The organism is Dyadobacter sp. HNCC25DJ185 (genome assembly GCF_056895195.1).
Genome location: NZ_JBXHAR010000002.1, coordinates 25030 through 47016, shown reverse-complemented (window position 1 = coordinate 47016; position 21987 = coordinate 25030). Strand labels below are relative to the sequence as shown.

The following is a 21987-nucleotide window of genomic DNA, read 5'->3' as shown; positions in this document are numbered from 1 at the left end:
CCAAGGATATGGCGATGTATCATTTATCAGTTAATGGTAAAAAGTTTAAAGTTGACGTTGAGCCCGATATGCCCCTGCTTTGGGTTGTTCGCGACTTTGTTGGCCTGAAAGGAACCAAATTTGGCTGCGGGATGGCCATGTGCGGTGCCTGTACAGTTCACCTTAACGGCCAGCCGACAAGGTCATGCCAGACTCCCGTGTCCAGTGTCGGTAAGAATGACAGGATAACAACCATTGAAGGGATAGGCGACGGTAAAATGCATATCATTCAAAAGGCATGGATTGAGGAGCAAGTGCCTCAATGCGGTTACTGCCAGTCGGGCCAGATTATGTCCGCAGCCGCCCTTTTAAAAACTACTCCCAAGCCAACGGATGCTGATATCGATGCGGCTATGAGTGGAAATCTCTGCCGTTGCGGTACCTACGACCGTATCCGGAAGGCTATTCATCGCGCGGCGGAAGAAATGCAGGTTTCAGAATCCGGAATTGGCAAAATCTAAAAAGTGATCTGTAAACCTTTAGCTAGCAAGACATTGAAAAATATACAAGCTTCACGCCGCGATTTTATCAGGGTAAGCGCGCTTTCCTCCATTGGCCTCGCTTTGGGAGTATCGGGATTCACAAAAGATGCGACGATTAAGAAGGTGCTGCCCGCTGTTTTAAAACTTGAAATCAATCCATTTATCATCATAGCAACAGATGGCAGCATTACCCTGGTCAATCCGCGGCCGGATATGGGACAAGGGTCAACCCAGGCGGTTCCTTCGCTTCTAGCCGAAGAGCTTGGGGTGGAGCTGGAAAAGATCTTGATCATTCAGAGTGATGGGCAGGACAAATATGGAAGCCAGACATCCGGAGGCAGCAGTTCGGTGCGTGAACTCTGGATGCCAATTAGAAAGGCAGGGGCCGCAGCAAGGGAAATGCTTGCAACCACTGCGGCGAAAAGGTGGGGAGTTCCGGTCGAGGAATGCGTGGCAGAGGATGGTAAAATCCTGCACAAATCCAGTGGCAAAAGTCTTAGCTATGGTGAACTTGCAGAAGATGCCTCAAAACTTGAAATACCAAAAGAACCAAAGCTCAAATCCCCTCAGGAATTCAAGATCATAGGAAAGTTTAATAAACGGCTGGATGTGCCCGAACGGGTAACAGGCAAAGCTGTCTATGGAATCGATGTGGACATACCCGGAATGGTTTACGCCAGTATCCTGCATTCCCCCGGCATACATAGCAAAATAGTTTCCATTGATGATACAGAAGCAAAAAAGGTAAAGGGTGTTTTGAATGTGATGAGGACCGAACGCCCGATGCCGCACCGGACCTCGGAGGCAGTAGCGGTGATCGCTACTAATTATTGGGCAGCATTAAAAGGTAAGAAGGCGCTGAAAGTAAAATGGGACAATGGCATATATGACCAGACCGTCAACACATCCAAATATTTCGAAGCCACTTATGAGGCTGCGAAAAAAGACGGGATCAATTTCGAAGAGAAGGGGGATTTCTTAGCTAAGTATGCCGCATCTAAGGAAAAAATTGAATCAAATTACGAAACACCTTTCCTGGCCCACGCGCCCATCGAGCCCGAAAATGCAGTTGCACATGTGAAAGAGGACGGTTCAATTGAAATCTGGGCGCCAATCCAAGGGCCGGACTGGGCGTTGAGAGATGTTTGTGGTTATATGAAAGTGAAGCCGGAGCAGGTCAAGATAAATGTGGCGTTGCTTGGCGGAGCATTCGGCCGGAAGGCTTATCACGACTTTTTACTGGAAGCGTGCCATATTTCAAAAGAACTTAAAAAACCGGTAAAAGTGATCTGGACCCGAGAGGATGATATTAGCCAGGGCCCCTACCGGCCAGGAATGCTCAGTCACATGCAAGGGTTTGTGGAAAATGGCAAGATTACCGGATTCCATCATCATGCCATCGGAGAGTCCATTGCCGGACAGGTTTTCAATCAGTTGAAAGAAAATGAGGCTGATCCCTGGTTAAGTGGCGAGCTGAGTAGCGAGAACAATAAATACCAGTTCAGCGGGGCTTCAAAAGTAAGCTGGACAAATATAAAAACGGATATCCCGGTGGTTTGGTGGAGGTCTGTTTATGCATCAAACTTTGGCTGGGGGCAGGAATGTTTTATCGATGAGCTGGCCCATCTTGCGAAAAAGGACCCTCTACAGGCCAGATTGGACATTCTTACAGACAGCCGTTTCGAAAAAGTACTTAATACCCTGGCTGAAAAGGCGAACTGGAGTGAGAAACTTCCGGCTGGCTCCGGCAAAGGACTGGCGGTTTTTAGTTCATTTGGTAGTATTTCGGCCTGTTGTATCACTGTTTCCAAAAAAGATCAGGGTGTTAAGATCGATAAGGTAGTTTCCGTATTGGATTGTGGCTATTACGTGAATCCTGATAATGTGAAGGCGCAGACCGAGGGTAACATTGTGATGGGGATTACTGCCGCCATTAAAAATGGGATCACATTCACAAATGGTGTTTGCGATCAAACCAATTTCCACCAATATAATGTGATGCGGTTAAACGAAATGCCTCTCGTCGAAATTCATATTGTGGACAGTGGCGCCAATCCAGGTGGAGTGGGTGAGCCCGGACTTCCTCCAATTGCGCCGGCATTGGGTAACGCGATTTTTGCGGCAACAGGCAAGCGGATCAGAAAATTGCCTTTTGATATCAATCGCCTCGCATAAAAAAGTCGGCCCGCGGTTCAATTTTGAGTATTGAACGCGGGTCGACTTTTTTGCTTAAACATATCTTAGCTATTATTGAGCGCCATCGGTTTTAGCTCTTTCCACTGCAAATGCGCCAATCTTATGACCGCCTTCAAGGCCGGCCACGCAATCAAAGCGATAGTGTATCAATCCGTAGATTCTTGAAACAGAAGCTTCGGACGCCATTGCATCCAGATTTTGTTTTTCAGAAGGAAAAATGAACGACAGCAATTCCGCTGCCGCCCCCGAAAAAGTTGAATGTCCGGAAGTATAAGAAGGGAAATTTGGAAGCCCAACCGAAGTCTTGATCTTTTTGCTGACCTGGTTTGGCCGAGGATAATAATAGTAATACTTTGCATCCCAGCAGCATATCCCGGCATCTTGCAAAGTGGTACCTAGCAGTGCAAGAGTACGTGCAGTTCTCACCTCGCTGAAATTGTTGTCGTGGCACAAATTGGCCCCTTTCCTGTGCCAGTGTCCCGGAGGCGTATAACTTCCAACGCCATCTGACCAATAGCTCGCAATTTTGGCCTGTTCCCGGGTCTGGTTGCTTGCAATCTCCAATAACTCGTCCATGTCTTTCTTGAACTCAGTGCTTCCCAACGCAGGAGGAGGGGTAGGGCGGAGGGTCGGGACTGTTTCTTTGCTGAAATTCCATGGGGTAACAAATCCGTAGGTCGGCAGCATAGGCGGCCGGGGAGGAAATTCCTGACTTACCCAGGGTACCGTAGTCCCGATGGATTTCGCGGTCGCAATCATTTCTGCGGTTTTGGCCTGATTGTTTGCTGCACTCATACCATCTGTCTTAGCGCGGGCCATTACTTTGGCAGCCACTGCCTTACCCAGATTGGAACCTGCAAGGATATCGCTTTCAACGTTCATTCCAGCCCACATCCTGCTGTTTTTGTGCTCTGCTAACTTGGCATCCAAATAAGGTACTTCACCGGGAAACATTGCCTTCAGTACAGCCACAGAAGCTTCTGCCACCACTGCATCCTCTGACGGGTACGAAGGAAGATCGGTTACCGGTAACATTGCTTTTATCGACTGGTCGTTTTTAGATGGTGCTTTGCGGTTGTATTTGAATTTGTAGTTCCAGGCGGCAACAAGTGCGTCGTACTGGGCCACACTCAGATATGCAAGCGCACGTGCAGTGTACGGCGGATTAGCAAAAGGGAATTTAGGGTCAGCCAACGGGTTGGCTGCATCAGGTACCGGATATTTGCCATCAGGGGTGGATGCAGGTGGCGAGTTGTAGCGCGCTGCCAATTCCCGCCCGATTTCGTTCCACCGGAACACCGCGCCTGCCGCCCAATAATTAACCTGCTCTTTTTGCACAGGAGTAATGGCGTCGACAATGTCTTTTAATTTTTTGATTTCCGTTTTGTAGTATTCGGAAGTGACGTTTTCCGGAGCATCAACTGCAACTTCACTGGACGATGAAAGCACATATGGTTTCCAGGTACCCGCTTTTTCGTCGAGACTCGAAGGGTTATTTATTCCTGCTGTTGGTTCGTCAACCGTCTTCGTACAAGACGTAAAAAGTGTAAAGAACAGGATAACTGCTGGAAGGGCTAATGCTTTGCCGGTCATGATCAGATTTTTATTTTTCATATTGAAATAGTGTCAGTGTTTATTTTTTTTCCGATTTGGCGTACCTGAATTGATAAAGGACACCAGCCGAGTACGTGGTGCTTTTTCCCATATTCGAGCCATCGACTACATAAACAGCGCGGGCATTGATGCCCAGGTTTTTGGGTTGATATTTGGCGTAAAAGCCTACCGAGGTGGTTTTCATGTTATTGGTGGGAAAAGGCATGTCGTTACGACGGATAAAATCTCCTCCGTCACAGGCATTGTGTTCCACATATCCCTCTGCCTGCAGGCCATGCTTGAGATAACCGAGCCGGGCAGCGGCATCATATGCGTTCGGAACAGATACGATGTTGGTGTTATAAAGCTTGCCATCCGCCTGATACGAATCGCGGTCGATTTTGATCTTGCTTCGTAGTATGTAGCTTCCCGACGCGGTGAGGTATATCCCACTCTTATGACGATAGCTGGCCAGTAAGCGGCCTGTGGCCGTTTTACATTGCAAACCGATCGACATCGGCAGAAAATCAGGGATGTAGTCGGTTACCGGAATGGAGCCGCCGACAATTGCGTGGAGCGACAGGCCAGATTTGTTGAGAAAACGATACTTAATCCAACCAGACGCGTCCTGAAAACCCTTTTGCCATTTAAGGTTGCCCGCGCTGGTCTGAGTCCAAATGTATGGGACGCTTGCAATGACATTGAGGTTTTTTGTTATTCCTACTGCAAGCATCGGCATGACGCTTTGGGTAGTATGTGTGCCTATATTGAGGTTCTCGCGCAACAGGGAGTTTTCCCAGTACTTATCCCAGGAACTGTGCGTATACGACACCGCAAGGCAAGCCGTGTTTTTTGCCATATAAATGGCGTCATTGGGCATTTGGGCGAAAACGGAAGCTATAGAACCGACAAGGGTAATTGCCAATATGGCCAGTCCTCGTCTGCACTCTTGTAAAGTATATTGCATATACAGTGAGTTTGAAATTAAAAATCTTGAAGAAGTCGCTGTTAAGACAGCCAAAATATCCTCATTGGTCGGCTAGCATAATCATGGTCAAAATAGACCATAGTCACCAAGCCAAACAATCAAAATAAAGAATTAGCAGCATTTGAAAAGTAACTGTTCAGGCTAGTTCCGGGGGCGGGGTAGATAGCAATGCTTTGAACGGGAGATAGTCGGCCGGAAACAACAGAGAAATGTAGGTGGATTGATTCGGAAAGAATTCGACCGATGAAAACTGAAAACCGACACTTTCGGGAACGTAGTCTTTGACCAGATTACTCAGTTGTTTGATTATTTTTCCATAGGGACTTTGCGGCGTGTCTGTTTCTGAAGAACTGAATGTCTGCATTGCATGGGCGAGTTCAAAAAAATGATCCCTTGCAGCCTGGTTGGATTGTAAAGTGACGTAGAGCGTATCGTTTTCGTGACGGATTTCAGTGGGGTTGTAAAAATCGCCATCCTGACGAAGAAGACCCTGGATTTCTTGAGATACTTCGAGATTACCGGAATAGGGGAGGGATGGAAGATACATCTTCAGTAATTTCTGATTCCCCTGGTTCCCGGAAGAGGCAAACTGGTAGCTTTCCTCGAAGAAAAGAACAGCAAAACTTAGCCCAAACGTGTTGTAGAGCAGTAAAACCAACAATCCTATCGGCAGTATTTTTTTCAATGTTAAGAGGATTTCTAACCAAATGTAATCATATTAGTTCAAACAATAAAAACATTTCCGCTTATGAAAAGATCTGACATTAACCCTATGCCACCTTTCTTCGACCGTTATATTAACCTGGTTGAGGACATCGATATCTTCGACGCATTTGATAAATATTCACCGGAAAAACTATATTGTGAACCTCAGAAGTTGAGCGATCTGGGTGATAAAGTTTATGCTGAAAATAAGTGGACTGTTAAGGATATTTTGCAGCATGTGATAGATAATGAGCGGATTATGTCTTATCGAGCGCTCTGCTTTTCAAGAAACGATAAAACCATCCTGGCAGGTTATGATGAGGAGATATACGGTGCCAATACAATAGCGAACCAACGAACGATTGATGACCTGATGGAAGAGTTTTCCCTGGTCAGATCCGGCACGATTGCGCTTTTCCGTAATATGGACGAAGCAATGATACAGCGACCGGGCATTGCATTTCAGACCCAGATCTCGCCGCTGGCACTAGGATTTGTGATTCTTGGGCACCCCATACATCATTTGAATGTAATCCGGGAACGCTATTATCCTTTGCTCTAAGATTGCACAAGTTGATCCAATGCTTCCTCGACTTTGTTGACAGGCAGCCGGCAGGTTTTATCATAGCAAACGTAAATCGCGGTTTGGCCGTTGATATCGCTTTTGTTTTGAAGTAGGGGAAGATTGGATACTGATTTGGTGCCCATTATTATTTTATTGGGGATAAAAAAACGGTCCAGGTCTTTTCTGAGGGCATCCGCATGATCCCCGACAATGGCAATTTCGGCGGTAGGGGTGGTCCTGTAACAATATAAAGCTGCCCAATTAGTTACCCACTGAACGTCACCAAGAAGCAGCTTACCCATTTTGGAAAGCATTTTATCCGATATTTTGGCGTAATCATGACGATCGAGTATCAGACCAAGCAGGTACAGATTTTCGGCCATGATAGAGTTTGACGCGGGAATCACGTTGTCAAACAATTCTTTTTTGCGTGCTACCAGCGTTTCGCCATCAATATCTGTAAAATAGAAAAAGCCCTCTTCGTGATCGTAAAAATTGCTGATGGTGTAATCTGTAAGTCGTTGGGCCCGTTCAATCCATTGTTCATCAAACGTGATTTGATATAGCCCGAGGTACCCCTGGATAATAGCCGCATAGTCTTCCAGAAACGCCGTGATTGTAGCCTTTCCATTTTTATAGCTATGCCATAATTTATTTTCAGAGGTCATGTGATTGTGGGTAAACAGGCCGACTGAAACTGCAAGCTCACGGATATCGTCATCGCCAAGTGACCGGTAACAATCGGTTAATCCCTTAATTAAAAGGCCATTCCAGGAGGACAATATCTTGTCGTCCAGACCTGGGCGTATCCTCTCTGCACGTTTCCCGAATAACTTGTTCAGAGCATGCTCATACTGTATTCTGAACTGTTCCGATAAAAGCCCTTTTCTTTCCGCTATCTGCTCCGGTACATCGGTCAGGTGTAAGTGGTTGTACCCATGCTCCCAATTTCCGGCTTTTGAGACATTGTAGATTTTGTTAAACCACTCAAAATCCTCCGCCAGAACGTCTTTGAGCTCCTCTTCGGTCCAGATGTAGTATTTACCCTCAATTCCCTCGCTGTCGGCATCTAGGGCAGAATAAAATCCCTTGTCAGGACTGAGCATTTCATTGCTAAGCCATGAAATCGTTCTTTTGATCCTGTCTGCGTAAAGTGGGTTTTTAGTCAGAGAATAAGCTTCTGCATAAATGCTCAGTAACTGGGCGTTATCGTAAAGCATTTTTTCGAAATGGGGGATGAACCACTCGTCATCAACCGAATAACGTGCCCAGCCTCCACCGACGTGATCGTAAATTCCGCCTAGTGCAATCCTGTTCAAAGAAAGTTCGACTTGTCTTAATGCTTCCGGATTTTGGCTCACATCATAATATCTGAGCAGAAATTTATAAATGGACGGCATCGGAAACTTCGGTGCCCTGTCCATTCCGCCTTTTTTTGTATCAAAATTTCCTTTCAGCTTCTCAAACATGAGATCCAGGTCAGCCAGATTATAATTGCCATTATTCTCCTCCAATCCATATTTTTCACTGTCGGAAGTAATCATATTCTGGATAAATCCATCGGCGGAATTCGCCAGCTCACTGTAATGATTTTTAAAGGCATCATTGATGCTTTTAAGTAATTGAACCCAGTTTTGCGGCGGAAGATAGGTCACTCCATAGAAGGGTTTTGAATCTGGCAGTAAAAACACATTGAGTGGCCAGCCACCTCGAACGCCCATCGCTTGCACGGCGTCCATGTACACGGCGTCCACGTCCGGCCTTTCTTCCCGGTCCACTTTGATACAAACGAAATGATCGTTCATCACAGCAGCAATGGGTTCTTTTTCAAAGCATTCGCGTTCCATTACGTGGCACCAATGGCATGCTGAGTAGCCAATACTCACCAGGATAGGCTTGTTTTCATCCTTTGCCTTCTGGAGTGCTTCATTTCCCCATGGATACCAATCCACCGGATTATGTGCGTGTTGAAGAAGGTAAGGGCTGGTTTGCTGACTTAGACGATTCATGAAATTGGGATACTATTGGATAACAACCACCTTTTTGACGATTGTCTTTGACTTACCTGCAAACCTGACAAAATATATACCAGATGCAATGTCGGGCAATGGGATAACCTCTTCGGTCTTCCCGGCAATGGCTTTCAATTTTCTGGTTAGGACTTTTTGACCTTTTACATTTACGATGGATAGTTCTACATCCGAGTTACCGTTAGCACCCGTAAGAAAAACCTGCATTTCATTTTTTACTGGATTGGGGTAGACGTACGCGTCAGATAAGAATGGCTGGGTTGAATTGATCACATCGTTCAAATCAAATTTACAGAGAAAGACCTCCTTACCTTTCAAACTGATGGTCCTTAACCAGTTTTGGTAACGAACCACGATGTCTGTCGTTTGATTGTCTGCAGCATAAGGGTTTTGAGCGGCGATTAGAATATCACTTCCTTTTACAACGCCGCGCCAAACAGGAGTCTGTTTTTCCATGAGGTCACGCGCTGGCTCTGGTATAACAAGTTGATAGGAACCCTCGAACATATCGTTGAATGCCGAGAGGCGGTACAGTCCGTAAATAAAATGTTCATAGGTACCATAATTCTCCTGACGATCGCTTGAGAGAAAAGGGTTTTCCCAAAGCCACAGACCTTTTGCGCCCGAAAAGAAAGGAAAAATTGCCGTCGCCTCAGCCATAAAAGAAGTGATGAGCGGGGTGGTAGGGTCGTAACTGTCGTGGACGCGCATCCATACAAACGGGATCACAGGCTTATCACTCCATGCTGTATTGGATTCAATATTGAATAAGAGATAGGAAAGATAGTCCTTGCCGATCGGGTGATCGTATCCGTAATAGTAGTAAGGCGAGGGTGATAGAAAATCCAGTGCATGATAAAAGCTACCACCGATCTTGCCGGCGTTATCCTGTGTGAGATAGTGTGTACGGGCCAGGTTTGTTGTCCAGTCCTGCCAGCTGTTTGAAGTAATGTTGAGCCAGGTATTGCGAACCGGAACGTCGCTGTAACTGGTTATTGTACTCTTAACACCCTTTGCCCTCAGCCGATTGACCGCTTCAGTATACCACCAGCGCATATCTCTTTTGTAAACAAATAAGAAATCGGGGTCTGAAAGGCCCCGGTAATTTTGGGGGATGGCGGTATTGCTTTTTAGCGCAAGAATGTCCCTGTCTTCCCGCTGCATTCGTTCAATGTCCAGACAGAGAATGTCGGCTTCGAAAATGGTCGATCCGAAGTTGTCCCAGTAGCTTCGATAAGCTGCAGTATCGTTTCCCCACGGACTTCGCAGGGTATTATCTGCCCAGGGCTGGTTACCACTTGACGTAGCGACCCCGTACCAGAGTATCGCCCGATTTTTCGCATTTAATGAGCCGGGTTCGGGTCCGTTAAATGCGGAAATATGACTGAAACCGTGTTTCAGAGGTAATGACTGCGTATCGCCAAATCTGGGGCCACTGTAAATAATTTTAAAGGGGAGGGAAAATTCCGGAAATTTATTCCATTCAATGGTATTGTTGACCGTCACGGGATTTAGCACATAACCGGGCTGGCAATCCTGCGACTTTCCTGGCTCGCAGATCGCGATAATTAAGAAAATAGCGTGGCAAAATACTTTTAAACAGATCTTAGTATAATCAATCATAAGATTTGACGAGACAAATTCGTTAATTTGCAATGTGTGTAATTTGATTTTTCCATGAATGCGCACAGCATTTTCCAATTTGATCAGCGTCTTAAACAAATCGCCTGAAACATAAAATACATTCGCTATGAAACGACTATTGCTATTTGCCCCACTGATGTTTGCGCTTGTGTTATCGGGCTGCGACAAAAACAAAGATAATACTGAAACGCCGCAGCTGACAGAAAAGGATAAAATACTGATCAACTATCCGTGGCGTATGTCGACGGTTACCGATTTGACCGGCAAAGATATTCCCTTCAATCAACTGAATTTGCAGACCCAAGCGATCAAGGAGGTTATGGACATTCAGTTCCTGCAAAATAATGTTACCAAAGCAATCGATCAAAATTCAAAGCAGGTAATCAATGGAGGAACCTGGTATCTGATCAATAATAACGCCACACTGGATATTAAAATTTCAGGTTTTTCTGGTGAGTTTGGTGTTGAGGAGCTCACAAACAGCAAATTAAGATTGAAAAGTAAGATGCCGGTGGGGGGTGTGGATCAGGAAACCATTATGGTGTTTCAACCTGTGATCAAGTAAACCGGCAAAATGAAATACAATTTGTTGAAGAGGGCGACGGATATAATCTGTCGCTTTTCTTATTTTGTGATAAATTTAGAATGAATGAGAAAAAATGATCGCACCATTGTCAATGCATGGTGTATGTACGATTGGGCTAACTCGGTGCACGCCCTTGTGATTGTTTCAAGCATATTTCCGGTTTATTTCAGTGCCACTGCACTAAGTGCGTCGGGAAACGCCAATGTCAATTTCTTTGGTGTTCAAATCAAAAGTTCCGTTTTGTTCTCTTACACAGTATCCGCATCGTTTTTGATCACGGCGTTGTTGATACCGCTTTGTACGGCAATAGCTGACTTCACAGGTAAAAAGAAGCGATTTATGCAGTTTTTTTGCTACCTGGGAGCAGTAAGTTGCATGCTGCTGTATTTTTTCACAAAAGACACGCTGATCTCATCCGTTTTTCTTTTTGGCCTAAGCCTGGTGGGTTGGAGCGGAAGTATTGTCTTTTATGATTCATACCTCCCTGAAATTGCCACGGAGGATAGGTTTGATCATTATAGTGCCCGTGGATTTTCATTGGGTTATCTCGGAAGCGTTTTATTGCTCCTATTCAACCTTAGTATGATCCTGGCTCCGCAATTTTATGGGATCACCCAAAAATCTCTCCCGGCCCGTATTTCTTTTTTTACTGTCGGAGCCTGGTGGATATTGTTTGCTCAAATCCCATTTCACTACCTGCCGTCAGGCAGTTCCGGTAAAGAAAAATCTGGAAACTGGATATTTAACGGTTTTCGCGAGTTGAGAAAAGTATATGGTCGATTAAAAGAGCAGCCTTATTTAGCTAAATTTCTCAGTGCTTTTTTTATTTATACGATGGGTTTGAGAACTGTGATGTATGTGGCCACCATTTTTGGGGCCAGCGAACTAAAGTTACCATCCCAGAGCTTAATCATTACGGTCCTGCTCATTCAGCTGGTAGGCATTGCAGGTTCGTACACGTTTGCGTGGCTATCAGGCCAAATTGGCAATATTTATGCGCTAATGATTGGTGTGGCGATCTGGGTTGGGATTTGCACCGGCGCTTATTACACCACCGAGGCTATGGAGTTTTATGTGATAGCTTGTACCGTTGGAATGGTGATGGGCGGTATACAGTCATTGTCCCGTTCCACTTATTCTAAGCTAATCCCTGAAAATGTATCGGACACGGCCTCGTATTTTAGCTTTTATGACGTTACCGAAAAGCTCGCGATTGTAATGGGTACCTTCATTTATGGGATGGTGGAGCAGGTGACGGGAAGTATGAGAAATAGCATTCTCGCTTTGCTGGTAATCTTTGTCCTTGGCTTGATACTACTTTACCGCATTCCTTCCAGAAAGGTTTACCATTTTGAATTGGATCGTAACAAAAATTGATTTAATATCGCGGTTCCAAATAAGACCATTCGGCTGCATACACCGCATTTGAAACTATACAGGATGTTAGCTCAGCTGGTTCAGAGCGCCGCCTTGACAGGGCGGAGGTCAGCGGTTCGAACCCGCTACGTCCTACCAATTAATTGTGTCTGACAAAGGTTGTCATCTTCGTAAACCTGTGAGAACTTTTCGGCATATCACAAAAAAGAACCCGTACCATTGGTGCGGGTTCTTTTTTGTGATATGATTCTCTTATTTAAAGCGTCCGTTTTACTTCGCGCAATTCGAAACTTTCGATGACGTCGCCAACTTCGATGTCGTTGTAGTTTTTGATGCTCAAACCGCACTCATAACCATTCCGAACTTCCTGAACGTCGTCTTTGTAACGTTTCAGCGAATCGATCTCACCGGTGTAAAGAACGATTCCGTCGCGGACTACACGGATTTTGTTGTTACGTTTCACATAACCGTCTGTCACATAACATCCTGCGATTGTTCCTATGCGGCTAATTTTGAAGACTTCACGGATTTCGATATTTCCAGTAATGATCTCCTCAATCGTAGGAGCAAGCATTCCTGTCATAGCGTCCTTAATCTCTTCAATTGCCTGATAGATAACCGAGTAATGTCTGATCTCAATTTGATCCTGTTCTGCCATTTTCTTGGCATTTGAAGAAGGCCGAACCTGGAAGCCAACGATGATCGCATCAGATGCAATAGCAAGGTTAACATCGGATTCGGAAATCTGACCAACAGCCTTATGGATAATATTGACCTGTACTTCTGACGTTGAAAGCTGTAGCAAGGAATCTGAAAGTGCTTCAACTGAGCCATCCACATCACCTTTTACAATCAGGTTCAACTCACGGAAACTGCCGATGGCTTTCCTGCGTCCGATCTCTTCAAGTGTAATATGCTTGCGGGTACGGATAGACTGTTCCCTCTGGATCTGCTCACGCTTGGTAGCTATGTCACGGGCGTCTCGCTCATTTTCAAAAACATTGAAGCGGTCGCCTGCCTGTGGAGCTCCGTTCAGACCGAGCAACTGCACTGGCATGGATGGGCCCGCTGTTTTCAATTTCTTCCCGAGGTAATCGGTCATCGCCTTTACTTTGCCGAAATGAGCGCCAGCCAATACTACGTCTCCGACTTTCAAAGTTCCGGTTTCCACCAAGATAGTCGTGACGTAACCGCGGCCTTTATCGAGGGAGGCTTCCACCACCGTTCCCATTGCGCGACGGTTCGGATTGGCTTTTAATTCAAGCAGCTCCGCTTCAAGCAATACCTTTTCCAAGAGTTCGTCAATACCTAATCCGGATTTGGAAGAAATTTCCTGAGTCTGGTATTTACCACCCCATTCCTCCACCAGAAGGTTCATATTAGCAAGTTCCTCCCGTATTTTTTCAGTATTTGCGCCTGCTTTGTCCACCTTGCTGAATGCAAAAACGATGGGCACACCAGCCACCTGGGCATGGTTGATAGCCTCTCTGGTTTGCGGCATTACACTATCGTCGGCAGCAATCACGATGATTACGACATCCGTAACTTTCGCACCACGGGCACGCATCGCGGTAAATGCTTCGTGACCCGGGGTATCCAGGAATGTTACCTGTTTTCCGGTTTTCGTTTTCACACTATACGCACCAATGTGCTGGGTGATACCACCTGCTTCGCCACTGGCTACGTTTTCCTGACGGATATAATCGAGAAGAGAGGTTTTACCATGGTCCACGTGTCCCATGATAGTGACAATCGGAGCTCTTTCTTTTAGGCTTTCTTCGTCATCTACTTCTTCCTGAACGTCATTCTGAACTTCTTCCTCAGCAGAAATAAAGGCGACCTCAAAACCAAATTCGTCTGCTATGAAAGTAATCGCTTCTGCATCTAAACGTTGGTTAATCGAAACGAACATTCCCATGCTCATACAAACCGAAATTACCTCCTGCACGGTAACATCCATGAGAGAAGCCAAGTCGTTTGCGGAAACGAATTCCGTTACGCGCAATACTTTTGTTTCCTCCTCTCCGAAGCCATTAGGATCATTCTGATCTCCACGGTCGCGACGGCGGTTACCTTTTCCACGGGCTACGTTCTTTGTATTACCGCCACCCATCCGGGCCATTGTTGCCCTGATGTTGTCAGATACTTCCTTGTCAGATACTTCCTCCCTTTTACCCCCTCTGCGATTGTTATTCGTATTTGGGCGATTATTAGGGCCGGTTTTGGCGGCACCTTGCTGGTTAGCACCTGTAGCAGGTGTAGTAGTTGTGCCACCGGGTGTAACGGGTCTATTACCCGGTCTGTTTCCGGCCGGTGATGCAGCTTCCCGTGGTTTTCCGGTTGCCGGATCAATTTCCGCAGTAGGGGTTGTACCTGGCCGGTTTTCGCCTGCCACCACCGCTCCATCGCGAATTCGCTTTCTTTTCCTGCGACGTTTTTTATCTGCCGAGGAGTCGCTGGACGCAACGGGGTCTTTTTTCTTTACTTTATCCGAAGGTAATTCAATTTTACCCACCACGCGCAGGCCACGTAGTTGCTCACCTTTTGCTTCAATTAATTCAGATTCGCCGGTCGAAACTTCTGTTTCGCGGGTTTCCTTCACTTCCGTTTTCACAACAGGTATTTCGGGCGCGGATTCCTGTGGTGTAGCAACAGCCTCTATTTCCGGCGCTTTCTCAACCGTAGGCTCAATAACCGGGGCCGGTTCCACTTTTACTTCAGCGGGTTCTGCTTTTGCCGGGATCTCAACAGGTGTTTCCTTTGGAATCTCAGTTTGAGGCTTGATTTCGACCGGTGCAGGTTCTGGTTTAACCTCTTCCTTTACTTCAGCTGGCGCTGGGCTGTCCACCTTATTTTCAATTACAGGCTCCTTTTTCGGTTCCTCAATTGGGGGAACTGTTGTTTGAGATGGACCGGGCCTTTTGGCATCCAGATCAATTTTTCCAACAACCTTAATTCCAGGTAAGCGGTTTTCAAAGGCAGGCTGCGCTACAGGCGCTGGCTCCTCAACTACCGGTTTTTCTTCTGTTTTTTGAGAGTTGCGGAAATAAAGAATTCCGTCAACGTCACTTTTGACTTTGTCTTCTTTCACCTCGACCGGAACCTCAACAGGTGTTGGTTTTTGAGAAAGAGAAGATTTTAGATCATCGGATTTGAAGTCTTTTGCAAGAAACTCTATTTGATCAGCATTAATTTTGGTATTCGGGTTACTTTCCACCTTATACCCTTTGGCAGACAGATGATCTACGATCGTAGTAATTCCTACGTTCAGGATCCGTGCCACTTGGCTAAGGCGCATCATTTTATCTTCTGCCATATTAGCAATTTGTAGAAAAAAGTTTTGCAGTGGGGCAGATCATTCCTAATGATTAATCTGCCAAGTTATTATTATTCAAATTCTTTTCGAAGGATCTCCATGATCTCTTCAACTGTCGCTTCCTCCAGATCTGTTCTTCTTACAAGTTCCTCCTTATTCAGGGCAAGTACACTTTTCGCAGTATCCAAACCTATCTTGTGAAGCTCACTGATGATCCATTCGTCAATCTCATCGGAGAATTCGGTAAGGTCTACATCTTCGTCGTTCTGTTCTTCAATATCCCTGAACACATCAATTTCCATTCCAACCAGTTTTCCGGCTAGTTTGATATTTTGACCTCCCTTACCGATCGCCAGAGAAACCTGATCCGGTTTCAGAAATACGGAAACACGTTTGGCCTCACGGTCAATCTGCATAGAGCTTACTTTTGCAGGACTTAAAGCTCTGCTGATCAACAGTTCAAGGTTATCTGTATAGTTGATCACATCAATATTTTCATTTCCAAGTTCACGCACAATGGAGTGGATCCTGGATCCTTTCATACCGACGCAGGCCCCCACCGGATCAATTCTGTCGTCGTAGGATTCAACGGCAACTTTAGCACGTTCCCCTGGCTCACGAACAACCCGTCTGACCGAAATGATTCCATCATAGATCTCCGGGATCTCAACTTCGAATAATCTTTCAAGAAAGACCGGCGATGTCCTGGATAATGTTATTTTCGGAGAGCCGTTGTTCATTTCGACTTTATGAATCACAGACTTAACTGATTCTCCTTTACGGAAGCGATCCTTTGAAATTTGTTCCGTACGGGGAAGCGAAAGTTCATTACCCTCTCCGTCCATAATGATCACCTCATGTCTGAGTGTCTGATAAACTTCGCCTGTAATCATTTCGCCCACCTGATCCTTATATTTCTCGAACATGATTTCTTTTTCCATGTCCTTGATTTTCTGGATGAGTGTCTGCCGCGCAGTCTGAACTAGCCTGCGGCCGAATTCAACAAGCTTGACCTCCTCAGCAACTTCTTCACCTACTTCAAAGTCACTCTGAATCTTCCGTGCTTCCGCCAAAGGGATTTTGTTATAATCCCATATATCTTCGGAGTTGTCATCCACGATTTCGCGTGTGCGCCACATTTCAAGATCCCCGCTTTCGGGGTTAATAATCACGTCAAAGTTGTCGTCGGTGCCGTATTTTTTGCGAATCATCGTACGAAATACCTCTTCCAAAACACTGATCATGGTTGGACGATCTATGTTTTTGGAGTTTGCGAACTCCGCGAATGATTCAATTAATATTCCGCTATCCATTGCTTGTGTAAAGAATATTTGCTGATACTAAGTTATACATATTATATAATTGATTACAAACCGGCTTAATGATTCCGCGTTGTAAGTTTATTTAAAAGAAATTTCTATCAAAGCCTTCGAAATTTCTTCCAGGCGAATGTCTCGCAATAAGGTAGATTCATCAATCGGTGTTTTAGTCTTTTTCTTCGGCAACGGTAACTTGATAGAAATCTCGTGTTCGCTGGCACTGATCAAAGTACCACTAAGCGCTTCACCATTTTTGAGGGTCACTTTCAGGTTCCTGCCCACATTCTTCTGATATTGACGCGGCAAGACTAACGGTTGGTCCAGTCCGGGAGAAGAAACCTCTAATGTATATGGTTCTGAAATGAAGTCCAGCTCCTCAAGTTGTTTAGCTAATCTTCTGCTGATCGATGTACACTGCTGTATAGTAATTCCTTCATCATTATCAACAAGGATAGAAATCTTCTGACTTACCTTGGAAGGCTTGGTAATGATGTCAACCAAAAAGCAATTTCCGTCTTCAAGAAGCGGATTTAATAAGACTTCTATATGTTCTTTTACTGTCATGTAAGGCTTACTACAAATAAAAAAGGGGATTAAAGCCCCCTCAATCAATCGATCAAACTAGAATTTGATGCAAAGGTAAAACTATTTTATCACAAGTACAAGCCGGAAAAAGTCTTCCAATTTGACATGCATCGCGTATTTTAGCCAAAAAAAAGGATTTGAACCTCCCATGAAGCGATTAAAGAATTTTTTGTGGTTTTTATATCAATGTTTTGCTTTTTACACACTATTGGTCTACGCGCTGATATTTTGGATACCATTTGACGGCTGGCTTTCTGGGTTTGTCATGATGTCATTTCCCATTGTGATCGTGGTTCATATCCTATCTGTTCCGATATGGCTTTTGGTAGAGCGGAAGAAGGCACTTTTACCTGTTATCCTACTTTTGCTGGGCTGCATTTTTTTACCCAGGACTTATACATTTGGCAGCAAACGGGATGATGCCGAGATATCTGGTAAGGACACATTCTCTGTGATGAGTTATAATACCCACGTTTTCATGAAAAACGTGGACCCAATTGAATATCCCGGATACAAAGAAGATATAGCATCCATGAAGAACTGGGTTGCTGAGTCGGTTGCAGATATACTTTGTATGCCCGAATATTATGAGGATGCAACGAAGCTATTTAACCTAAAACAAACATTGACACGTGCCGGGTATCGGTATTGTTCGAAATATTCGATGCGGCTACATAAATGCAATGAATGCTATTGGGGGCTGGCATTGTATTCAAAGTATCCGATCATTGCTTCAAGAGACACCGTTTTCGAGTCGCAGAATGGTATGATCCAGGCAGATATCAAAGTTCGGGATGATACAGTCCGGGTAATTGGGTTGCACTTATATTCCATGACACTTAATTTGAGCAAGCTTGCTAATCAGAGTGGGATGCAGGGCATCAAAAGAGAGAGTAAGTTTACTTTTGACCGGATGAAAGAAGGATTTATACAGCGGTCTGTTGAATTGAAATTCCTTGAATCCTGGATCGAGGAGTCCCCCTATCCGGTGATTGTATGCGGGGATTTTAATGAGGTACCGTATGGTTACGTATACGGGAAATTGAAGAGGACCCTTCATAACGGGTTCGAAGAGATGGGAAAAGGATTTGGTTTTACCTTTAATCACATCCCTTATTTTATTCGGATTGACCATCAATTCTTCACCCCTCGTGAATTGCTGCTGACTAATTTCAGAACCTTTAATGAGGTTAAATATTCCGATCATTATCCGATCATGGGCACGTATCGGTTCGGCGCCAAAAGGTAACCAGGAGAAATTAGTTGGTAGGAACCCCCAGGCTATCCAGTTCCCGTGCAGTTACTGTAGGTGGAAATAATCCCTGATCCAATTTTCGTTGCACCAGCTGACCGGTTTTACGGGCAAGTTCCTCATTAGGGAAGCCCACCGTTCCTGGCACACCAGGAATATATGATTGTTCAATCACCGCCGTAGTGTCCTGGTAGATCCGGTATCCCCAACCGGTCTGTTTTTTGAATGTCTCCACTTTGAAATGAGAAAGGCCTTCGCCGTTCAGTTTCATATCTCTCTTTTTATGGAAGAAATAAACTGCAACTGCGAAGGCCAGTACGCAAATAATCAGGAGACTGACTTTGCTTTTCCTAATCACTGATTATCGTCGTCATTAACTGCTACCGTTGGGTCGAATGCCCAGAAATCGTCCACACCACCAGAACCGCTTGAACTACCCGTACCAAAATAACCTAACGTACCCACTGAGAAGCCTGCTGCAAATCCTCTCGCTCCACCTTCAAACTTAGCCATTTCTGTCCATTGATTGGTGCCAGGAACATATTCCCAAACGTCAGACCTGCTCTCCCCGCCAACAATATATGCCTTCTCGTTGATTACGAGTGCAAAGCCAAAAGCTCGCGCTGGAAAATCGGCCTCATCTGTTTCGTTATCAGCATACACTATCCGTGTCCATGAACCGGTTCCTCCGTTTCCAGCCGGATCAAAGCTGTATAAGTCTTTGGTGTTTTGAGTCGAGTTGCTTTTTCCAAATCCTACATAGGTTTTGCCTCCTACCGTAAAAGCCAGCGCACCATAGCGTTTTCCTCCAATAAAAGTCGCAATTTCAGTCCACTTATCGGCTGTTGCATCATATTCATAAAAATCCTGGAAATAATTGCTGCCGTTATAGCCCAGGCCTACATAAGCCCGGTTGTTGGATACAAATGAGGTAGCATACTGCCGCGTACCAGGAAAATCGGCAACCGCCTTCCACTTATTGCCGGTGGGATCGTATTGGTAGAAGTCTTTTTTATAACCATTATCGACAGTCAGGACTTGGTCATATCCTGTTCCAACATAAGCTTTGCCGCCCAGAACGAATGCAGTAGCACCATTTCTTCCTGATCCAATAAAGGGCGCAACCTGCGACCATATCTTGGTCTGAGCATTGTAAGCCCACATATCTTTTACTCTAGACACTGTTTCATTTGTGAAACCAGTCCCAATATATCCAACGTCGCCAATCACAAAACTTACAGCGCCGGTCCGTCCGGACCCACCAAAGCTTGGAAGCCCCTGGCGGTACCAGTTACCCGTTTTTTCCGCCTCCGGATCATTTTTATTACAGCTAAACTGAACTAAGGTGGTGGAAGCAACTAGAAGGGCTAATGAAGCTTTTTTTAAAGTATTAAACATGAAAATTATAGTTTGACTAATTGTTACAGATGAATCCAGATAAAATATTTTCAGTTTTTGGTTGATATTACAGGCCAACAAATGAAATGTGTTTTATTGAAAATTTTTGCAAACATAACATCTTGAACCTGCTAAGTAAAATTATAAAGTACTTTTTGTCCAAAACTTTAACCTGCGAGTTACTTGTAACGCAAAAATAAATGCATTGTTGCTCACTTTGCAATGTGAAGGTCTAAAAGCAATTTTCTTGTTATCCGTTTAAAATAGCCTTACCTATCTGACGTTTTAGGACTGTTTTGCCACTTTTTCAGGCTTGCTAAGGTAAACTTTTAATCTCTTTGAAAACGATACGTGGGCTTTCCGGGATTTGTTGCAAATCCCTTTTCCCTTTCTATTTTACCGAATTGTTCGGTTTCATATTGTATTTAAGTGTACATGTGATAATTTTGCACTTTTTACTGTTCTTGCACTAAATGAAATTTTTCTCGTTTTCCTCCAGGGGATCTTCAACAGCTCATAAACTTCTGTTCATCATAGGGCTTTCTTTGTCACTGGCTGGTTGTCAATGGGGTGACCAAATTGAATCACTCGTTCAGCCTAACCCGGATGACTTTGCTGTTTTATTCTCGGACACTACCACAGTTAAGCTTTCTACGGTTTTGGCAGATTCTGTGATGACGGGAGCCCCGACACGTCTGCTGGTGGGAAGATACATTGACCCCTATTTCGGGAAGGTTCAGACTGCTACTTTCTTTCAGCCAACTATACAGTCTGGTTTGTCGATCCCATCCAATGCAGAATATGATTCATTAGTCTTGTCGTTGACCTATGATAAGTATTCTTATGGGGATACTGCCAAAGTCCTGAATATCTCAGTACACAGGCTGCTCGAGGACATTCTTGGGAAAAACGCTTATTATAACACCAATACTACGCCATTTGACCCTGTTGCCCTGGGTAAGGTGAGTTTAACACCCATGCCAAAGAGATCTAAAAAGTTAGTAATAAGGCTTTCTGACGTATTGGGGAAGGATATTTTTGAAAAGGGAAAGTCAAACCTTCTCTCCTCCAATCAGGAATGGATAAACCTTGTTGCAGGTTTGACGATTAAATCTGCAGCGACGGATAACGGGTCGGTTATCGGCTTTAGCATTGACAGTACGCGTATTCAGATGCATTACCATGTTCCTGATGTCGACATCGTAAGAAAAGATTCAACTGTTTTTAAGACAACGGCATCGTATAACCAGATCATTGGAGACCGTACAGGTACTCCGGTAGCAAATCTGGCGCGTAATCAAAGGCTTTCGACTCCATCCGACCAAACAGGCAATATGGGCTTTATCCAGGCCGGACCGGGAATTTCCTTGAGGGTTGACCTGCCAACGCTGCGCCAGCTCCGCGACACCAAATATACTGCTGCAAACAAAGCGTTTTTACGTATTACGCCGGTGAGGCTTTCGGTCACGGATCAGTTGAAAGCGCCGCCGGAAATCCATGTTTTCAGGATCAACGCGAATAACGAATATTACATTGGCTCAGACGGGTTTCCGTTACCTTTGTACAACTTGTCAACAGGCTCCCCAACAGGGATTACCGGAAAGCTGGTCAATGATGTTATAAATAACAGGCAATACTATCTGCTTGATGTAACTTCCTACGTTACCGAACTGTTGACGAGTGAATTTGGCGATGTAGGAGGGTTGTTGTTAAGATCGTCCGCATTCAATGGTCAATCGACCAGCTATCCCGATGCCAACACGGAATTTACAAAGGGTTTAAACAGGCTGGTGATAGGAGATCAAAGGAGCAGCGATCCGGGCGTGAAATTGGAATTATATTACACTACTGTCAGAGTTGACGAATAAGTTGTTAAGAGTTTTTGAAGAGAGCGGATTTCCAGAAGGTGATC

At 44.9% G+C, this 21987-nt stretch carries 17 protein-coding genes and 1 tRNA gene; 8 read left to right on the top strand and 10 right to left on the bottom strand.

Annotated elements, in window-relative coordinates; translation table 11 throughout:
* The first annotated feature begins 8 nt into the window (after positions 1-8).
* On the top strand, positions 9-500 hold the full coding sequence (locus AC1XUF_RS05520; RefSeq protein WP_483341280.1) for a (2Fe-2S)-binding protein: 492 nt from the start codon (positions 9-11) through the stop codon (positions 498-500).
* Between the two features lie 33 nt (positions 501-533).
* The gene (locus AC1XUF_RS05515; protein WP_483340669.1) at positions 534-2696 is read left to right on the top strand and encodes a xanthine dehydrogenase family protein molybdopterin-binding subunit; all 2163 of its coding nucleotides are present in this window, start codon (positions 534-536) and stop codon (positions 2694-2696) included.
* Between the two features lie 72 nt (positions 2697-2768).
* Here AC1XUF_RS05515 and AC1XUF_RS05510 read toward each other — a convergent pair whose 3' ends face one another.
* The 3 genes from AC1XUF_RS05510 to AC1XUF_RS05500 form a co-directional block, all read right to left on the bottom strand.
* The gene (locus tag AC1XUF_RS05510) at positions 2769-4331 is read right to left on the bottom strand and encodes a vanadium-dependent haloperoxidase (RefSeq protein WP_483340668.1); all 1563 of its coding nucleotides are present in this window, start codon (positions 4329-4331) and stop codon (positions 2769-2771) included.
* A 19-nt stretch (positions 4332-4350) separates the two neighbouring features.
* Complete coding sequence (locus AC1XUF_RS05505; protein WP_483340667.1) at positions 4351-5277, bottom strand: hypothetical protein; 927 nt, start codon at positions 5275-5277, stop codon at positions 4351-4353.
* Between the two features lie 157 nt (positions 5278-5434).
* Positions 5435-5983, bottom strand: coding sequence for a hypothetical protein (locus tag AC1XUF_RS05500; RefSeq protein WP_483340666.1), 549 nt, complete (start codon positions 5981-5983; stop codon positions 5435-5437).
* A 63-nt stretch (positions 5984-6046) separates the two neighbouring features.
* Here AC1XUF_RS05500 and AC1XUF_RS05495 point away from each other — a divergent pair, with 63 nt between their 5' ends.
* Positions 6047-6565: a DinB family protein gene (locus tag AC1XUF_RS05495; RefSeq protein WP_483340665.1), complete on the top strand. Its 519-nt coding sequence runs from the start codon at positions 6047-6049 to the stop codon at positions 6563-6565.
* Here the strand turns inward: AC1XUF_RS05495 and AC1XUF_RS05490 are convergent.
* Together AC1XUF_RS05490 and AC1XUF_RS05485 are read right to left on the bottom strand one after the other, a co-directional pair.
* On the bottom strand, positions 6562-8577 hold the full coding sequence (locus AC1XUF_RS05490) for a thioredoxin domain-containing protein (RefSeq protein ID WP_483340664.1): 2016 nt from the start codon (positions 8575-8577) through the stop codon (positions 6562-6564). The genes AC1XUF_RS05495 and AC1XUF_RS05490 overlap by 4 nt on opposite strands.
* Before the next feature lie 12 nt (positions 8578-8589).
* Positions 8590-10221 (bottom strand): T9SS type A sorting domain-containing protein, encoded by a 1632-nt coding sequence (locus AC1XUF_RS05485; protein ID WP_483340663.1) that lies wholly within the window; start codon positions 10219-10221, stop codon positions 8590-8592.
* A 127-nt stretch (positions 10222-10348) separates the two neighbouring features.
* On the opposite strand from AC1XUF_RS05485, the gene AC1XUF_RS05480 reads away from it, so the two are divergent.
* From AC1XUF_RS05480 to AC1XUF_RS05470, 3 genes are all read left to right on the top strand, one after another.
* Complete coding sequence (locus tag AC1XUF_RS05480; RefSeq protein ID WP_483340662.1) at positions 10349-10807, top strand: hypothetical protein; 459 nt, start codon at positions 10349-10351, stop codon at positions 10805-10807.
* A gap of 84 nt (positions 10808-10891) precedes the next feature.
* Complete coding sequence (locus AC1XUF_RS05475) at positions 10892-12205, top strand: MFS transporter (RefSeq protein ID WP_483340661.1); 1314 nt, start codon at positions 10892-10894, stop codon at positions 12203-12205.
* 60 nt (positions 12206-12265) lie between these two features.
* Positions 12266-12343, top strand: a tRNA-Val gene (locus AC1XUF_RS05470).
* Positions 12344-12461: 118 nt separating this feature from the next.
* Here AC1XUF_RS05470 and infB read toward each other — a convergent pair.
* The 3 genes from infB to AC1XUF_RS05455 form a co-directional block, all read right to left on the bottom strand.
* On the bottom strand, positions 12462-15521 hold the full coding sequence (infB, locus tag AC1XUF_RS05465; RefSeq protein ID WP_483340660.1) for a translation initiation factor IF-2: 3060 nt from the start codon (positions 15519-15521) through the stop codon (positions 12462-12464).
* A 71-nt stretch (positions 15522-15592) separates the two neighbouring features.
* Complete coding sequence (gene nusA / locus AC1XUF_RS05460) at positions 15593-16834, bottom strand: transcription termination factor NusA (protein ID WP_483340659.1); 1242 nt, start codon at positions 16832-16834, stop codon at positions 15593-15595.
* Positions 16835-16921: 87 nt separating this feature from the next.
* Positions 16922-17404: a ribosome maturation factor RimP gene (locus tag AC1XUF_RS05455; protein WP_483340658.1), complete on the bottom strand. Its 483-nt coding sequence runs from the start codon at positions 17402-17404 to the stop codon at positions 16922-16924.
* A gap of 169 nt (positions 17405-17573) precedes the next feature.
* Between AC1XUF_RS05455 and AC1XUF_RS05450 the strand changes: the two genes are divergently transcribed.
* Positions 17574-18674, top strand: coding sequence for an endonuclease/exonuclease/phosphatase family protein (locus tag AC1XUF_RS05450; RefSeq protein ID WP_483340657.1), 1101 nt, complete (start codon positions 17574-17576; stop codon positions 18672-18674).
* Between the two features lie 10 nt (positions 18675-18684).
* On the opposite strand, the gene AC1XUF_RS05445 is transcribed toward AC1XUF_RS05450, so the two are convergent.
* A complete protein-coding gene (locus AC1XUF_RS05445) occupies positions 18685-18948 on the bottom strand; it encodes a DUF4907 domain-containing protein (protein WP_483340656.1) in 264 nt (87 codons plus the stop codon).
* 83 nt (positions 18949-19031) lie between these two features.
* The gene (locus tag AC1XUF_RS05440) at positions 19032-20075 is read right to left on the bottom strand and encodes a Kelch repeat-containing protein (protein WP_483340655.1); all 1044 of its coding nucleotides are present in this window, start codon (positions 20073-20075) and stop codon (positions 19032-19034) included.
* Positions 20076-20548: 473 nt separating this feature from the next.
* Between AC1XUF_RS05440 and AC1XUF_RS05435 the strand changes: the two genes are divergently transcribed.
* Positions 20549-21943 carry a DUF4270 family protein gene (locus AC1XUF_RS05435; RefSeq protein WP_483340654.1) on the top strand — a complete coding sequence of 465 codons (1395 nt, stop codon included), beginning with the start codon at positions 20549-20551 and terminating at the stop codon, positions 21941-21943.
* Positions 21944-21987: the final 44 nt, after the last annotated feature.

Excerpts from the sequence above, each read along its gene's own strand:
- AC1XUF_RS05475 (WP_483340661.1), top strand. The coding sequence starts at position 10,892 with ATGAGAAAAAATGATCGCACCATTGTCAATGCATGGTGTATGTACGAT.
- AC1XUF_RS05480 (WP_483340662.1), top strand. The coding sequence starts at position 10,349 with ATGAAACGACTATTGCTATTTGCCCCACTGATGTTTGCGCTTGTGTTA.
- AC1XUF_RS05450 (WP_483340657.1), top strand. The coding sequence starts at position 17,574 with ATGAAGCGATTAAAGAATTTTTTGTGGTTTTTATATCAATGTTTTGCT.
- infB (WP_483340660.1), bottom strand. The coding sequence starts at position 15,521 with ATGGCAGAAGATAAAATGATGCGCCTTAGCCAAGTGGCACGGATCCTG.
- nusA (WP_483340659.1), bottom strand. The coding sequence starts at position 16,834 with ATGGATAGCGGAATATTAATTGAATCATTCGCGGAGTTCGCAAACTCC.
- AC1XUF_RS05505 (WP_483340667.1), bottom strand. The coding sequence starts at position 5,277 with ATGCAATATACTTTACAAGAGTGCAGACGAGGACTGGCCATATTGGCA.
- AC1XUF_RS05455 (WP_483340658.1), bottom strand. The coding sequence starts at position 17,404 with ATGACAGTAAAAGAACATATAGAAGTCTTATTAAATCCGCTTCTTGAA.
- AC1XUF_RS05510 (WP_483340668.1), bottom strand. The coding sequence starts at position 4,331 with ATGAAAAATAAAAATCTGATCATGACCGGCAAAGCATTAGCCCTTCCA.
- AC1XUF_RS05495 (WP_483340665.1), top strand. The coding sequence starts at position 6,047 with ATGAAAAGATCTGACATTAACCCTATGCCACCTTTCTTCGACCGTTAT.
- AC1XUF_RS05490 (WP_483340664.1), bottom strand. The coding sequence starts at position 8,577 with ATGAATCGTCTAAGTCAGCAAACCAGCCCTTACCTTCTTCAACACGCA.
- AC1XUF_RS05440 (WP_483340655.1), bottom strand. The coding sequence starts at position 20,075 with ATGTTTAATACTTTAAAAAAAGCTTCATTAGCCCTTCTAGTTGCTTCC.
- AC1XUF_RS05520 (WP_483341280.1), top strand. The coding sequence starts at position 9 with ATGGCGATGTATCATTTATCAGTTAATGGTAAAAAGTTTAAAGTTGAC.
- AC1XUF_RS05485 (WP_483340663.1), bottom strand. The coding sequence starts at position 10,221 with ATGATTGATTATACTAAGATCTGTTTAAAAGTATTTTGCCACGCTATT.
- AC1XUF_RS05445 (WP_483340656.1), bottom strand. The coding sequence starts at position 18,948 with ATGAAACTGAACGGCGAAGGCCTTTCTCATTTCAAAGTGGAGACATTC.
- AC1XUF_RS05435 (WP_483340654.1), top strand. The coding sequence starts at position 20,549 with ATGAAATTTTTCTCGTTTTCCTCCAGGGGATCTTCAACAGCTCATAAA.